The organism is Acidobacteriota bacterium, from assembly GCA_034211275.1.
Lineage (GTDB): Bacteria > Acidobacteriota > Thermoanaerobaculia > Multivoradales > JAHZIX01 > JAGQSE01.
Genome location: JAXHTF010000076.1, coordinates 1 through 14,860, shown reverse-complemented (window position 1 = coordinate 14,860; position 14,860 = coordinate 1). Strand labels below are relative to the sequence as shown.

The following is a 14,860-nucleotide window of genomic DNA, read 5'->3' as shown; positions in this document are numbered from 1 at the left end:
GCCCCTCCGCCCGCCAGCCTCACGCGCTTTCCTTTCCAAGGGCCTTTTCACAAGGCCTCCCAAGGGTCCGGCTCGGGCCGTAGAAGCTCTTTCTCACTCCTGGAGTTGGGCGTAAATGCAGACTCTTCGATTTCTTGTAGTAAGATAGTAGCTATATGGCCAAAGCATTCTGCCAAGGGTAGGGATAACCAAAGAGGCGCCGCGCGCTGCGATCCCCGCCAGAGATCCGTTGACGTGGTGCCCGTATGAGGAAGGGGCAAAGGATGCATTCACGTCACGTCACGTCGTTCTTTTCTGTTCTCGTCTGTGCCATCGCACTCGTTCTGGGGCTCGCCAACCGCGCCGAGGCGACCGAGTCCTTGAGCGCTCCCCAGCTGCAGGAACCCGCTAGTATCCTGTGGGACGGGGAGGGCATTCCACACATCCAGACCGCGTCGGAGCGCGACGCATTCGTGCTCTTGGGATACGTCCACGCTCAGGATCGCTTCTTCCAGATCGATTTCTTCCGCCATCTCTTCGAAGGAAGGCTGACGGAGATGGTGGGGGCTCCGGGCTTGGGTTCGGATCGCCAGTATCGCCGCTGGGATCTGCGCCGCGCCGCGGTGGAGAGCCTGGCGATGCTGCCCCCGGAGTCGCGGGATTTGATGGCGGCCTATGCGGAAGGGGTCAATCTCTTCTTGGCGCGCCACCCGCTGCCCATCGAGTACGGATTCCTGGAGCTCGGCCCGGAGAGCGTGCGCCCGTGGCTGGCGGAAGATTCGCTGCTCTTGCTCAAGGGCTTCACCTTGGGCTCGTGGCTCGATCTCAGCGACATTGAGCGCACCGCCGCCCTGGAGGCCTACCGCAACGCCGGTGAAGCCTCCGACTTCGACGGGGACGCGCTCTTCTACAACGAGATCTTCCGCCTCGCCCCCATCGTCGGCGCGGTCACCGTGCCGGAAGGCGGCGGGGGAGCCCTGGCCGCTTCCTCGGTAAGGGAAAGCGGCCGTTCCAACGCTATTCGGTCGGCTCCGTTCCGCCCCAGCCCCCAGACCGTGGAGCAGGGTAGGGAATTGGCCCGGGAGCTGCGGCAGCACCCGCTGCTGGCCGCCAGCCTCGACGGCGATCACGGCGGTATTGGCAGCAATTGGTGGTTGGTGGCGGGGGAGCATACCGCTTCCGGCAAGGCCATCCTGGCCAACGACCCGCATCAATTCCTCTCCCTGCCGCCGGTGCTCTACGAAGTGCAGCTGCAGGCCCGCCACAGCTTGGGGCGGGGTGCGGAGCCCCTGGACATCACCGGGGCCACCTTCGCGGGGATGCCGGCGGTGGTCACCGGCTGCACCCGCCGCGTCTGTTTCGGCGCCACCAACAGCAGCCTCGATCTCACCGACGTCTACGAGGAAGAAGTGATCTTCGATCGCGCCACCGGCCTGCCCACCCATACGGTCTTCCGCGGCGAGCGGGAGCCCCTGCGGGTCACCGACCAGAGCTACCGGGCCAACGTTCTCGGCGACGGCGCTCTGAACACCTTCGAAGAGCTCGCGGTAGGCCCCCTGGAGGGCGGCAAGACGTTCCACGTGCCGCGCCGCAATCAGGGGCCGTTGATGAGCTTCGGAACGCCGGTGGATGGCCGGGCCACGGGGCTCAGCGTACAGTTCACCGGTTGGACCGGCACCCTCGACCTGGAAGCCTTCCTGCGCTGGCACCGTGCCCAGACCCTGCGGGACTTTCAGGACGGATTGCGCTTCGCCGATGGCTTCACCTTCAACATGGCCTACGCCGACGTGCGGGGCAATCTGGGCTATTTCGTCACCGGTGAGATGCCGCTGCGGGAGGATCTGCAGCTGCTGGGCGCCGCCGATGGCGCCGAGCCCTACCTGATCCGCGATGGCCGCGGTGAGCGTCTCCACGAATGGCTGCCGGCGGTGCGGCCGCGGGCGGACCGCAGCCTGAACTACCAAGTCCTGCCGCTGGTGGAGATGCCGTCGGCGATCAACCCGGAACAGGGATTCTTGGTCAGCGCCAACAACGATCCCCTGGGCAGCACCCTGGACAACGACGCGCTCAATCAGCAGCGCCCCGGCGGGGGAGTGCACTACCTTCACCGCTCCTACGTCAGTCTGCGGGCGCAGCGCATTCGCACGATGCTGGAGGAGACGCTGAGCGCCGGCAAGGTGGACCAGGCGGCGGTGCGGCGGATGCAGAGCGACCATCGCCTGCCGGACGCCGCCCTGCTGGTGCCGGAGCTGGTGGAAGCCTACGAGCGGGCGACCCATCCCGGGAATCCCATGGGCCTGGCGAGCATCCTCGACGAGCCGAGGCTGGCGGAAGCGGTGCAACGGCTGGAAGCCTGGGACGGCTCGGCGCCCACCGGCATTCAACAGGGCTACGACCCCGGCGACGACCCCGACGCTTTGGCTCCGCCGAGCCAGCAGGAGATCGACGACAGCGTCGCCGCGACCCTGTTCAGCGTCTATCGTGGCCAGCTTCTGCAGCGGGTGGTGGACGGAACGCTCCAGCGATTGAACCTCGCGGATCACCTGCCGCCCTACCGCCAGGGACATGTGGCGCTGTTGCATCTGCTGCAGCGAGAGGATGATGCCCGGGTGCCCCAGGACATCATCTCCGGCGTCGAATTCTTCCGCATGGAGAGTTTCTCCGAGGAGTCGGCTCGGGACGCGGTCTTGCTGCAGGCGATGCGGGACACTCTGGACTTGCTCGCCGGGGACGCCTTCGCCGATGCCTTCGGCGGCTCCACCGAGCTCTCGGATTACCGCTGGGGCAAGCTCCACCGCATCACCCTCGGACATCCGTTGGGAGGGCCGTTGAGCGTGCCTCCCATGGGCGGGTTCGAGAACCTGGCGCCGGAGCTGCCGGGGCTGGCCCGGGGCGGCGGCTTCGCCACCGTCGATACCGGCACCCACGACCTGCGGGCGTCGGACGCCAACGCCTTCCGCTACACCTTGAGCCCGGGGCGGCGCTTCTACGCCGTGCTCGATCCGGCGGGCATCGAAGCCTTCCAGATCCTGCCGGGGGGCCAGAGCGGCGACCCCACGTCGCCGGGTTACACCTCCCAGCTGGGGCGCTGGCTGACCAACCGCTATGCCCCGGTACAGACCCTCGATCCGCTGCGGACCAAGGCGGCGGTGGAGGATGACGGGGCGGCGGCGCCAGGGTTGCGGGTGCAGCACTTCCTGCCCGCTCCCTGAAGCCGCTAGGCAGCCCGTCGCGCTGTACGGACGGCCGATGGAAATTCAGCTCACGGCAGGGCTCCCTAGGGGGCCCTCCGTGGGCTTTGTTGTGGTAATGTCCGAGGCTGTTGTGCCCGGTTCGACGGCCTCGAAGCCCCACGCCGGGACCTCGACGCCCAAAATTAGACCAACGCGGAAGACCGTCAGCCCCCGTCGCTGAGCCGGATCTGGGGCCGCTGACCTGTCGAATAGCAGGCCCGTAAGCAAGAAGGCTATCGCCAAGAAGGCACCGCCAAGAGCGCCCATCGTTTAGGGCGCAGGAGACCCAGGATCATGAGTGATCGTTTGACCCGCAAGGAGATCAAGCAGAAAGACCAATTTCTCAGCGCCATGGAGGGCGGCCTGGACTACGGCCGAAGCCATCTCCGGACCATCGGTTTGGCGGTGGCGGCGGTGGTCGCGGTCATCCTCATCGCGGCCGTCGTGGTCTGGTTCCTGCGCCACCGTGACGCGCAGGCGAGTCTGGCCTTGGACGACGCCCTGAAGGCCTTCAACGCGCCGGTGGCGGAGTCCTCCGCGGTGCCCGAGGAAGCCCAGGACGAGCTCACGTTCCCCACCGAGGAGGCCCGCCGCGAGCGTGCCCGGGAGCTCTTTCTCGAGGTCCAGGACAGCTACGGCGGGACCGAGCCGGCGGCGTTGGCGAATATCTTCCTCGCCGACCTGGCGGTGGAAGAAGGGGACCTGGCGCGGGCGCAGGAGCTTTGGCAGGCCTTCCTCGATGATCACGAGCGCGACCTGCTGGCAGTGCAGGTACGCCTCAACTTGCTCAGCGCCAAGCGCGACGCCGGCGATCAGGAAGGGGTCGTGGAGGAGCTGCAGGCGATGCTCGATTCCGACGAGACTCCGCTGCCGGAGGATGTCATCCTCTTCGAGCTGGCCCAGACCCTCGAAGAGCTCTCCCGGGACGACGAGGCCTTGGGCTACTACCAGCGCATCCTCGACGAGTACCCCAGCTCTCAGTACCGCGGCGAGGCGCAGCAGAAGACCCAGGAGCTAGGCGGCGCAGCAGCCTGAGCCGGCGCGCGCCCTCATGACCATCACCCCCTATTCGATCCTCCTCCGCAAGCGTGACGGCGAGAGCCTGACGGAAGCGGAGATCCGCCACCTGGTGAACGGAGCCTGCGGCGAGGGTTGGAGCGACGCTCAGCTGGGAGCCTTCCTCATGGCCGCGGTGATCCGCGGCATGGATACCGAAGAGACCCACGCCCTGACCCGGGCCATGCTCGAGTCCGGGGAGCGCTGGAAACTGGTGGACGATGTGCCGGGGGTGGGGGACAAGCACTCCACCGGCGGCGTCGGCGACAAGATCTCCTTGGTGCTCTCGCCGCTGCTGGCGGCCTGCGGCATCCCCGTGGCCATGCTCACCGGCCGTGGCCTGGGGCATACCGGCGGTACCGCCGACAAGCTGGAGAGCATCCCCGGCCTCAGCCTCGAGCTCAACCGCCAGCTCACCGTCGAGCTGCTCCAGGACGTGGGTATGGCCATCGGTATGGCCACCGGAGAGATCGCACCGGCGGACCGCAAGCTCTACTCCCTGCGCGACGTCACCGGCACCGTCGAGTCGCTGCCCCTCATCACCTCCAGCATCCTGTCCAAGAAGCTCGCCACCGGCACCGCCGGGGTGGTCTTCGATCTCAAGACCGGTGACGGTGCGTTTCTGACCGAGATCGACGAGGGCCGGCGCCTGGCCCGCATGCTGGTGGAGACCAGCCGCTCCCTGGGCACCCCGGCGAAGGCGGTGATCACCGACATGAACCAGCCCCTGGGGCGCTGGGTGGGCCACGCTTCCGAGGTCTTGGAGACCCTCCAATGCCTCGACGGCGAGGGCCCCGAGGACGTCATGGAGGTGACCTACGTTCTGTGCTTGGAGCTGGCCCAGCTGCTGGGCAAGCCGCTGGAGCGCCGGCAGCTGGAAGAGGCCATCACCTCCGGTGCCGCTCGCCGCGTCTTCGACCGCTGGGCCCGCATCCAGGGGGCGGAGGAGAGCTGGCTGGACGACCCCCAGCTGCCCCTGGCGCCCGTCGAGGTCCCCATCCTAGCCCCCCGCCCCGGCCACCTCGCCAAGGTCGCCAACCGCCGCCTGGGCCTCCTCCTCTCCACCGCCGGCGGCGGCCGCAAGGTCCCCGGCGACCGCATCGACCACGAGGTCTCTCTGCGCATCGACGCGCGGCTGGGGGATTCAGTGGAGGAGGGCCAGGAGCTGGCCCGGCTCTATCTTCGGAAGGAAGACGAAGAGCTAGTGGAGCACTTCCGGGGCTGCTTCGGGATTGAGGACGAGGGAAACTCTCCGCCGTTGATCTACGAGACGGTGGGGTGATGTCCGAGCTTTGAGCTTCCCCCTCTACCGGGAGGGGGAAGGAAGGGCTGGGAGAGGGGACCGAGGGGGTGAGGGGCTGCAACCTCAACCGCCGCCGCTATCTCGACTCAGCCTCAATCAGCTCGCCGTCCCACCAAAATTACTCGCCAGAATCGCCAGATCCCGCCCGTCCACGGCGTCGTCGCCGTTCAAATCAGCGAAGGCCCGGAAGCGGCCGTCGCCCCGTTCCGAACCGAAGCGGACGGCGAAGAGCACCAGGTCGGTGCCGTCGACGCGGCCGTCGCGGTCGATGTCGCCGGGGAGGAATTGGGTGCCGGCGATGACGAACTGCATGATGTTGCGGTCGAGGGTGTTGTTGGCCGGGGCCGCCAGGTCTCGGGAGCTCAAGCCTACGAAGACCACGCCGGAGAGCGGTGCCGGGGGCTGGTAGCGGATTTCCAGCTTGTCGCTGTCGCCGGTGATGTTGGCGGTCACCAACTGGTCGTTGATGCGCAGGCTGGTGTTGGCCATGTCGATGCCGGCACCGAAATCATAGAGGTCGATGGCGATGGCGGTGTTGGGGGAGACGTTCTGGTCGTCGTCCTCGGGGCTCACCAGGCCGGTCACCGGCGGCACATTGTCGACGCCGGTGAGGACGTCGGCGAAGATCTCCGCCAGGGCGTCATAGCCCTCTCCGTTGGGATGCAAGCGATCCCCTCCGCCGACATAGAGCTCGTCGAAGACTCCCGGGGTGTCGCGGAAGAAGACCTGGAAAGGGTCCACCAACTCCCGCGCCTCGTCGTGAGCGAGCTCCCGGATCAGGCCCGCCAGGCGGCCGGTGATGCGGTTGCTGCCGTCGAAGTTGGCGGTGGGGAAGCGCGGGATGATGGTGGCGAGGACCACCTCGAAGCCGTTGTTCTCGGCCCGATCCGCCATGGAGTCGAGGTTGAAGCGAATGGTCTCCGGTGAGATCCGCATGCCGATATCGTTGGTGCCTTCCATCAACAGCAGCACGTCGCCGCCCTGGGAGAAGACCACCGGAATGCGGCTCAGGCCTTCGGCGGTGGTCTCGCCGCCGAGGCCGAAATTGGTCACGGTGGCGTTGACGCCGCGGTCGGCTAGCAATTGAGCCAGCCGCGGCGGATAGCCGCGCTCGCGCTGACCGGCATCGTCGCCGAAGCCCTCGGTGATGCTGTCCCCGAAGGCGACGTATTCGATCTGGGCCGCCGCCGGCACGGCGAGCATCGACGCCAGCACCAGGGCTAGAGAAGCGGACAGAACGCGGAGAGGTGAGCCGCTCATCGGTTCGTCTCCCAGGTCAGGCGCTGGACCTCGGCGCCGTCCGTCGCCGGCAACACCTCCACGGCCTTCTCGTCGAGGGCCAGGGCCACCGGCCGCAAGCCGTCGGGATCCGCCACCACCGCTTGTTTCTCGATCCTGCCGTCGGCGTCCAGCCGGGCGACCACCCAGGAGCGGGGAAGGGCTTGGCGGTAGGTCAGCAAGGTGGCTCCTTGGAGGTGGTCGAACGTGGGGAAGACCGTTCCCGGAGCCGTCAGGGCGCCCTGGCCCCGCCACGCCTCACCGTCCCAGCGGGTGGTGTGGAGGGTGTAGCCGTCCGGGGTGTAGCGGCTCCAGCTGACGGTCAGCACGCGGTCGGCGCCGCTGCCGACCCAGGCCACCGCCGGCACGATGTCGGGAACCTCGTTGTCGTCGGCGACGCGTTGCGGAGCAGACCAGCTCTGGCCTTCCCAGCGGCTGACCAGGATTTCGTCGTCGGTACCGTCGAAGGCGCTCCAGACCACGGCGCTGGAACCATCCGCGATGGCGGCACCGGCCAGCGCGATCTGGGTGCCCTCGGCGGATTCCGCCACGGTCTCCGGCGCGCTCCAGCCGTCGGCCTCGTCGAACCGTGCGGCGCGGACGGCGACGGAGTTTTCGTTGGGGCCTTCGAACCAGGCGGCGCCCAGCAGCTCGCCGTCGGCGGTCAGCAGCACCAATTCACAGAGATGCCTGTCGGTGGTATCCGGCACGCTGTGCTCGGAGAGAGCCTCGGCGGGATCGGCCCCGAGGCTCAAGCGTCCCACCCAGAGGCCGAGGCGGTTCTCCAGGGTCTCACGACCGGCGAGCCACCATCCCCCGGTGTCGCCGACGGCGCTGTGGACCTGAACGTTCTCCGGCAGCTCCAGGCGGCGAGTTTCGCCATTGGGCAGCTCGAGGACCGCGGTGCTCCAGCGCAGGCGCAGGATCGTCGGCTCGTCCGGCTCACCGGCGGCGGAGAAGATGGGATTGATGATCTCGCTGGCTCCGGCGGTGGCCGGCAGCAGGGTCAGGATGGCCAACAAGGCGATGGCCAGGGCGAGAGGCGAAAGGACACACTTTGGGCAGTTCTTCATGGGAGAAGGGAATCCTACGGTCGCTACGGCGAGGTGTCAACGGCAGCCGGGCTCAGCTCCGCGCGCGGAAGTTGTGCCATAGGAGCAAGGCTCCGAGAATCAGCAGCAGGAGGCCCCAGAACACCGCCGGCGACGGGATCAGCCGGTGTAGCCAATCGAAGCGGTAGGTGAAGCCGGTAATGCCCAGCCCGACGCCCACCACGCCGGCGATGAGTTGCCGGTGCCGGCGCCGGCCGTCGGCGAGCCAGGTGGCCAGAAAGCCGGCTCCGACGATCAGCGGAAGGGCGGGGAACCAGAGGAAGAAATCCTCGAAAAAGCCCCAACGGCCAGTGCTGAATCCGAAGCAGAGAAGTGCCAGGCCGATGCCGAAGGCGCCCCGACCCAGGGATCCCGGAGCCCGACTGCCGACGAAGAAATCCGCCACCGAGGCCAGGGCCCCGAGGAGGATGAAGACCGGCCAGCTGCGGGCCAGCGGGGGTAGGGGCACGCCCAGAGCCGGCAGGAGCAGCCAGCCGGCGATGGCGAGGACCGTGACGCCGGCTACCAGGTAGCGGCGCTGGGGTTTCGATGAAGGGGGTTTCGATGAATGGGGTCTCGACGACTGGGTATTCGGCGACTGGGTATTCGGCGACTGGGTATTCGGCGACTGGGTATTCGGCGACTGGGGATTCGGCGACTGGGGATTCGAGGATTGGGGCCCAGAGGATTGGGCCCCGGGGTTGGGAGATGGGGGAGAGGTGCTCATATCAGGGTGCCCACCATACCTGAATCCGCTCCGCGGCGCCGCGCAGGACGGCGCGGATGGGCAGCTCCTCGACGGTGCCGGGCCCCAGGGCGCGATGGTAGACCTGGAGCTTCTCCTCGCCGGTGATGTGGAGGTAGAGGTGGCGGCTGTCGAGGAGGGCCGGGAGGGTGAGGCTCATGCGCGGCGGCAGGCTGCCGCCGGGGTGCACCGCCAGGCAGGTCTTGCCGCTCGCCGGGTCGAGACCGTCGGCGAGCTCCGGGGCGGTGGGGAAGAGGGAGGCGGTGTGGCCGTCACCGCCCATACCCAACACGACGGCGTCGAAGGGGCGGTTTAGGGCCTTCAGGGCTTCCTCGCAGGCGTCCCGGCCGGCCTCGGGGGTGTCCTCCGGAGTCTTCATCCCGACGAACCGGGCTGCGGCGGCGGGACCTTGGAGCAGCTTCTTGCGCACCAGCCGCTCGTTGCTCGCCGGATCCGAAGGATCGACCCAGCGCTCGTCGGCGAGGCCGACCGAGACCGTCTCCCAGGGTAGAGCGCGCCGGCTGAGGGCGGTGAAGAGGGGCAGGGGCGTGCTGCCGCCGGAGACCACCAGGGAGGCCTCGCCGCGGGTTTCCACGGCGGCCGCCAGGACCCCGGCGAGCTCCTCCGCCAGGGCTTCGGCGAGCCCTTGGGGGTTGGGAAAGTGTTGTTCTTCGGGGCTCATACCAGGTGCTCGTACCAGGCCCGCTCGTCCCTCACCACCAGGGCGATGGACTCCGGCGGACCCCAGGTACCGGCATTGTAATAGCGGGGGCGGTCGCCGCGGGCCTCCCAGCCTTCGAGGATGGTGTCGATCCAGCGCCAGGCCTCTTCCACCTCGGTGCGGTGCATGAAGAGGGTGGCGTTGCCGCGGATGACGTCCATGAGCAGGCGTTCATAGGCCAGGGCCGGGCGCTCCTCGAAGGTCTCCGCCATATTCAGGTTGAGGTGCACCCGGCGCAGGGCCATGCCGGCCCCGGGGGTCTTGATCATCAGCGCCAGCTTGATGCTCTCGTCCGGCTGCAGGCGGATCACCAAGCGGTTGTCCTGAATGGCGTTGGCCTGATCGGTGAAGAGCAGGTGCGGCACCCTGCGGAATTGGATGATGATCTCCGACACGCGATGCCCCATGCGCTTGCCGGTGCGCAGATAGAAGGGCACGCCGGCCCAACGCCAATTGTCCACCTCCGCCTTGAGGGCGACGAAGGTCTCGGTGCCGGAGGCGGGGTCGGTGTCCGGTTCCTCCAAATAACCCACCACCGACTGTCCGGCGATGGCGCCCTCGCGGTATTGCCCGCGCACCGTCTTGCGTGCCAGATCCTCTCCTTCGATGGGTCGCAGCGAGCGCAGAACCTTGATCTTCTCTTCGCGGATGGCGTCCTGGGCCAGGCGGCTGGGGGGTTCCATGGCCACCAGGCAGAGGAGCTGGAGGAGGTGGTTCTGCACCATGTCCCGCAGCGCGCCGCTCTGGTCGTAGTAGGCGCCCCGGCCCTCCACGCCGAGGGTCTCGGCGACGGTGATCTGCACGTGATCGACGTGCTCCGAACGCCACATGGGCTCGAAGAGAGCGTTGCCGAAGCGCAGGGCCATGAGGTTTTGCACCGTCTCTTTGCCCAGGTAGTGGTCGATGCGGTAGATGCGGTCCTCGGGGAAGACCTCGCCGACGGAGGCGTTGATGGCGGCGGCGGAGTCGAGGTCGCTGCCGATGGGTTTTTCCAGCACGATGCGGGCACCGGAGGTGATCAGGCCGGCGGCGGCGATGGCGTGACTGATGCTGCCGTAGAGATCCGGCGGCGTCGCCAGGTAGAAGATGCGCGCCCGCCGTTCCGCGTCCTCGCCGTCCTGCGCCAGCAGCCGGGCCAGGTCGGCGTAGCTCTCGGGCTCGGTGGCGGCCAGGGCCAGATAGTGCAGCCGCCGGGCGAAGGAGCTCCAATCGTCGTCGGAGAAATCGCCCTGGTCGAGGTATTTGCGGCAGCTGGCCTCGGCGGTGCGCAGGAATTCATCCTGGGTCCACTCATGGCGCGCCACGCCGATGATGCGTCCGGTGGGGGAGAGGTCGCCATGTTTGTGCAGAAAGTACAGCGCTGGCAGGAGCTTGCGCTGGGCCAGGTCGCCGCTGGCGCCGATGACGATCATGTCGAAGGGGGCGTCGGTCTTGATCTTCATGAGCTGGCCTCCTTGGCGAGGAGGGTGATCCCTTGCCAGTCGCGGGCGGCCACCGCCGCCGCCGGCGCCACCCAGGAGCCGCCGACGCAGATCACGTTAGGCAGGGCCAGGTAGTCGCGAAAGGTGGCGGCGGAGATGCCGCCGGTGGGGCAGAAGCGCAAGTCCGGTAGCGGACCGCCGAGAGCCTTGAGGGCCGCCACGCCCCCCGCCACCGAGGCGGGGAAGAGCTTGAGCAGGTGGAATCCTAGATCCTGGGCCGCCATCGCCTCCGTCGCCGTCTGCACCCCCGGCAAGAGCGGGATGGGCGCGTCGGAGGCCGCTGCCGCCAGCGTCGGCGGCAGTCCGGGACTGACGGCGAAGCGGGCGCCGGCTTTCGCCGCTTCGTCCAGCTGAGCGGGGTGGGTGACGGTGCCCACTCCCACCACCGCCTCCGGGACCTCGGCGGCGATGCGGCGCACCGCTTCCAGGGCGTCGACGGTGCGCAGGGTGATCTCCAGGATCGGCAGCCCGCCGGCGGCCAGGGCACGGGCCAGGGGCACTGCGTCGTCGGCTTGCTTCACCACCAACACCGGCAGCACCGGCGCGCGGCTCAAGAGCTCTGCCAGGGGCGAGGAGGAAGGATGCTGGGATGGGGGCACGGGCGGTCTCCTGTTAGTCTCTTGAGGACGATGCTGATCGACTGTGGCCGGAAGATTGTACAGTTCCAGGGCGATGACTTCGGCCAGCTTGATCGATTTACTAGCTCACTTTCACCGATTTGACTCATCCTAGGATGTGAAATGACGAAGCTCCACCCCACTCTCGAAGCCGTCACCGAGCGGGTGCGCCGTCGCAGCCGGCTCTCCCGACAGAGCTATCTCGACAAGATCCACCGCGCCGCTCGTGACGGGCGCACCCGCACGCAGCTCTCGTGCTCCAACCTGGCCCATGGCTTTGCCGCTTGCGGCGCCCACGACAAGGAGGCGCTGAAGGAGGGGGAGGAGCCCAATATCGCCATCGTCTCGGCCTACAACGACATGCTGTCGGCGCACCAGCCCTTCGAGACCTATCCCCAGCGCATCAAGGAGGCGGTACGCCAGCGCGGCGCCGTGGCTCAGTTCGCCGGCGGCGTTCCCGCCATGTGCGACGGCGTCACCCAGGGTCAGCCGGGGATGGAGCTCTCCCTGTTCAGTCGCGACGTCATTGCTTTGTCCACCGCCGTCGCCCTTTCCCACAATATGTTCGACGGCGCGGTGTGCATGGGAGTGTGCGACAAGATCATCCCCGGCCTGCTGCTAGGTGCTCTCTCCTTCGGCCATCTGCCGGTGGTCTTCATCCCCGCCGGGCCCATGCCGTCGGGGCTGTCCAACAAGGAGAAGGCGCGCATCCGCCAGCTCTACGCCGAGGGCAAGATCAGCCAGCGGGAGCTGCTGGACGCCGAGTCCGCCTCCTACCATTCGCCGGGCACCTGCACTTTCTACGGCACCGCCAACAGCAATCAGATGTTCATGGAGATCCTCGGCCTGCACCTGCCCGGGGCGTCGTTCATCAACCCCGGAACGGCGCTACGGGACGCTCTCACCGACGCCGCCGCCCAGCGGGTGGTGGACCTGGTGCACGGCGGGGAGGAGTACACGCCGCTGGGGGAGATCGTCGACGAGCGGGCGATCCTCAACGCGGTGGTGGGGCTCTTGGCCACCGGTGGTTCCACCAATCACACCCTGCACCTGGTGGCCATCGCCCGGGCGGCGGGGGTGATCATCGACTGGCAAGATTTCGACCGGCTGTCCTCCGCCGTGCCCCTGCTGGCGCGGGTCTACCCCAACGGTAGCGCCGACGTGAACCACTTCCATCAGGCCGGCGGCCTGCCGTTCCTCATCGGCCAGCTGCTGGACGCCGGGTTGCTGCACCCGGACGTGCGCACCATCGCCGGTCCGGGGCTGGAGCGCTACCGCCGGGAGGCGCTGCTGGAGGATGGCGAGCTGGCGTGGCGACCCTCGCCGGAGAAGAGCCGGGACGCCCTGATCCTGCGCTCCCACGACGACCCCTTCCAGGCCACCGGCGGGCTGCGGCTGGTGGATGGCAAGCTCGGCCGCGGGGTGGTCAAGACCAGCGCGGTGAAGGAGAAGCACCGGCGGGTGGAAGCCCCGGCGCGGATCTTCGAGCGGCAGGAGGAGCTGGTGCGGGCGTTTGACGCCGGCGAGCTGGACCGGGACTTCGTGGCGGTGGTGCGCTTCCAGGGGCCGCGGGCCAACGGCATGCCGGAGCTGCACAAGCTGATGCCCCAGCTGGGGGTGCTCCAGGATCGCGGTCACTCGGTAGCGCTGGTCACCGACGGCCGGCTGTCCGGTGCTTCCGGCAAGGTGCTCTCCGCTATCCATCTGACCCCGGAGGCGGCGGTGGGGGGACCGCTGGCGAGGCTTCAGGACGGTGACAGAATCCTGCTGGATCCGGAGAACGGCGTCTTGGAGGTGCAGGTGCCCGACGAGGAGTGGGAAGCTCGGTCCAGCTCGCTAGCGTTAACGGCTCCGGGCGACCTGGGGGATTTCCACCAGGGCCTCGGCCGCGAGCTGTTCACCGGCTTCCGAGCCGTTGCCAACGGCGCCGAGCAGGGGGCCATGAGTTTCGGTGCGGGGGCTTTCGGCCACGAGCCGCATCCTGCGCTGGAGTCAGATGGAGAGAGCGCCGATGCCCACGACTCCGCCGGCGGCACCGCTTCTGCGGCCCGTCCCGCTCCCGCGGAGGCGGTGCTCGGCGGCTCCTTCGAGGACGCCTGAGGCGGTGCAACTCTCCGACCCACCCCGAGCCGGGACGCCGGAGGGCGCAGCCCTCGGCATCGAGCTGCGCTTTCCCGAGCTCTCCGACGTCGACGGTCTCTACGCGGCAGTGCAGGAGTCCTTCCCGGAGCTGCATCCCTGGATGGGCTGGTGCCACCAGGGGTACTCGCGGCAGGAGACTCTGGAATTCATCATCGCCCAGGCCCAGGCGCGCACCGACGGCAGCGGCTTCGAGTTCCTGATCGTCGGCGAGGAGGGCCAGATTCTCGGCGTTTGCGGCGTCAACGGCATCGACGCCGAAGCCGGGACCGCCAACCTCGGCTATTGGATCCGCACCTCCGCCACCGGCCGCGGTCTCGCCACCGAAGCGGTGCAGCGGCTGGTGCGTTGGACCTTCGAGCACACGCCGGTCGAGCGCATCGAGATCCGTGCCGCCAAGGACAACGTCGGCAGCCGGCGAGTGGCCGCCAAGGCCGGGGCTCACCAGCGGAAGGTCCTCGAGGGGGGGTTGGAGGTGGGGGACAGGACCTACGATGCGGTGGTCTTCACTCTAGAGCGTCCGGGCTCCTGACTCGCGGCGCCGAGGCGGTCTCAGCGTCGCCCTTCCTGCTGAGTGATCCTGTCCGTGCTTGAATTGAAAAATTCGGCTACATAAGTTATATAAATGGAGTACTTTTCTGGCCTGATTTAATTTCGCCCTTGTCGAGGGTCCATCTTGCGCATCTTCTCACCCGGCGGACTCGCCGAATGAATTGGAGGTTCCGATGCTCAAGAGACCCATCTTCAAGAACGAAGCCCTGTCGATGCCGAGCTTCCCAACAGCCTGGGTCCTGGTGGCCTGTTGCCTGGCAGCCTCGTTGCTGGCGGCGCCGGCCGTCCTGGCGCAGATCCCCACCACCGCTCCCTCTCCGGCCTTCAGTTGCTCCAGGGCCGTCCAGGTGGATCCGGAGGTTCGCGCCGCCGGGTTGCCGGGGGATCCGGTGGTCGGTGCCGAGCGCCTGATCTACGAGGCCTCGGAGCTGGTCGGGCCGGTGGAGGTGCGCTACCAGGTGGCCGGCGCCCTTTTCGCTACGGAGACCGCCGACCTCACGCCCCGCTCTGAGCAGTCTCGCAGCTCGCAAGCCATCCGAGACAACGAGGAGACGCGGGTGGAGGCTTCGCGGGTCATCGACCTGCTGGCCTTGCGTCCCGACGTCCTGAGGCGCCTGCGGGCCAAGGCGGAAGCCGGTGAGACGGTGACGGCCACCGTCATCGAC

General features: G+C 68.0%; 12 protein-coding genes. 6 read left to right on the top strand and 6 right to left on the bottom strand.

Features of this window, described 5'->3' with window-relative positions:
- Positions 1-263: 263 nt before the first annotated feature.
- The 3 genes from SX243_13195 to SX243_13185 all read left to right on the top strand — a co-directional run bounded on the left by SX243_13195 (position 264) and on the right by SX243_13185 (position 5,550).
- On the top strand, positions 264-3,191 hold the full coding sequence (locus SX243_13195) for a penicillin acylase family protein (GenBank protein MDY7093921.1): 2,928 nt from the start codon (positions 264-266) through the stop codon (positions 3,189-3,191).
- Positions 3,192-3,506: 315 nt separating this feature from the next.
- Positions 3,507-4,247 (top strand): tetratricopeptide repeat protein, encoded by a 741-nt coding sequence (locus SX243_13190; protein ID MDY7093920.1) that lies wholly within the window; start codon positions 3,507-3,509, stop codon positions 4,245-4,247.
- Positions 4,248-4,263: 16 nt separating this feature from the next.
- Positions 4,264-5,550, top strand: coding sequence for a thymidine phosphorylase (locus tag SX243_13185; protein MDY7093919.1), 1,287 nt, complete (start codon positions 4,264-4,266; stop codon positions 5,548-5,550).
- Between the two features lie 117 nt (positions 5,551-5,667).
- Here SX243_13185 and SX243_13180 read toward each other — a convergent pair whose 3' ends face one another.
- The 6 genes from SX243_13180 to eda are packed head-to-tail and all read right to left on the bottom strand — an operon-like array spanning position 5,668 to position 11,486.
- Entirely contained in the window at positions 5,668-6,831 is a 1,164-nt protein-coding gene (locus SX243_13180; GenBank protein MDY7093918.1) for a GDSL-type esterase/lipase family protein, read from the bottom strand.
- The gene (locus SX243_13175; GenBank protein ID MDY7093917.1) at positions 6,828-7,922 is read right to left on the bottom strand and encodes a hypothetical protein; all 1,095 of its coding nucleotides are present in this window, start codon (positions 7,920-7,922) and stop codon (positions 6,828-6,830) included. The genes SX243_13180 and SX243_13175 overlap by 4 nt, the downstream gene beginning before the upstream one ends.
- 52 nt (positions 7,923-7,974) lie before the next feature.
- Entirely contained in the window at positions 7,975-8,667 is a 693-nt protein-coding gene (locus SX243_13170; protein ID MDY7093916.1) for a hypothetical protein, read from the bottom strand.
- A gap of 1 nt (position 8,668) precedes the next feature.
- Complete coding sequence (gene pgl / locus SX243_13165) at positions 8,669-9,367, bottom strand: 6-phosphogluconolactonase (protein MDY7093915.1); 699 nt, start codon at positions 9,365-9,367, stop codon at positions 8,669-8,671.
- Positions 9,364-10,848: a glucose-6-phosphate dehydrogenase gene (zwf, locus tag SX243_13160; GenBank protein ID MDY7093914.1), complete on the bottom strand. Its 1,485-nt coding sequence runs from the start codon at positions 10,846-10,848 to the stop codon at positions 9,364-9,366. The genes pgl and zwf overlap by 4 nt, the downstream gene beginning before the upstream one ends.
- A complete protein-coding gene (gene eda / locus SX243_13155) occupies positions 10,845-11,486 on the bottom strand; it encodes a bifunctional 4-hydroxy-2-oxoglutarate aldolase/2-dehydro-3-deoxy-phosphogluconate aldolase (GenBank protein MDY7093913.1) in 642 nt (213 codons plus the stop codon). The genes zwf and eda overlap by 4 nt, the downstream gene beginning before the upstream one ends.
- Positions 11,487-11,627: 141 nt before the next feature.
- Between eda and edd the strand changes: the two genes are divergently transcribed.
- The 3 genes from edd to SX243_13140 form a co-directional block, all read left to right on the top strand.
- Complete coding sequence (gene edd / locus SX243_13150) at positions 11,628-13,604, top strand: phosphogluconate dehydratase (GenBank protein MDY7093912.1); 1,977 nt, start codon at positions 11,628-11,630, stop codon at positions 13,602-13,604.
- A gap of 4 nt (positions 13,605-13,608) precedes the next feature.
- Positions 13,609-14,175, top strand: a complete 567-nt coding sequence (locus SX243_13145) for a GNAT family N-acetyltransferase (protein MDY7093911.1) — start codon at positions 13,609-13,611, stop codon at positions 14,173-14,175.
- A gap of 193 nt (positions 14,176-14,368) precedes the next feature.
- Positions 14,369-14,860 (top strand): hypothetical protein (locus tag SX243_13140; protein ID MDY7093910.1); only part of this gene is annotated, 492 nt, incomplete at its 3' end.

Bases quoted from the DNA above. Each gene is read 5' to 3' on its own strand.
- SX243_13195 (MDY7093921.1), top strand. From the start codon at position 264: ATGCATTCACGTCACGTCACGTCGTTCTTTTCTGTTCTCGTCTGTGCC.
- SX243_13190 (MDY7093920.1), top strand. From the start codon at position 3,507: ATGAGTGATCGTTTGACCCGCAAGGAGATCAAGCAGAAAGACCAATTT.
- SX243_13185 (MDY7093919.1), top strand. From the start codon at position 4,264: ATGACCATCACCCCCTATTCGATCCTCCTCCGCAAGCGTGACGGCGAG.
- SX243_13180 (MDY7093918.1), bottom strand. From the start codon at position 6,831: ATGAGCGGCTCACCTCTCCGCGTTCTGTCCGCTTCTCTAGCCCTGGTG.
- SX243_13175 (MDY7093917.1), bottom strand. From the start codon at position 7,922: ATGAAGAACTGCCCAAAGTGTGTCCTTTCGCCTCTCGCCCTGGCCATC.
- SX243_13170 (MDY7093916.1), bottom strand. From the start codon at position 8,667: ATGAGCACCTCTCCCCCATCTCCCAACCCCGGGGCCCAATCCTCTGGG.
- pgl (MDY7093915.1), bottom strand. From the start codon at position 9,367: ATGAGCCCCGAAGAACAACACTTTCCCAACCCCCAAGGGCTCGCCGAA.
- zwf (MDY7093914.1), bottom strand. From the start codon at position 10,848: ATGAAGATCAAGACCGACGCCCCCTTCGACATGATCGTCATCGGCGCC.
- edd (MDY7093912.1), top strand. From the start codon at position 11,628: ATGACGAAGCTCCACCCCACTCTCGAAGCCGTCACCGAGCGGGTGCGC.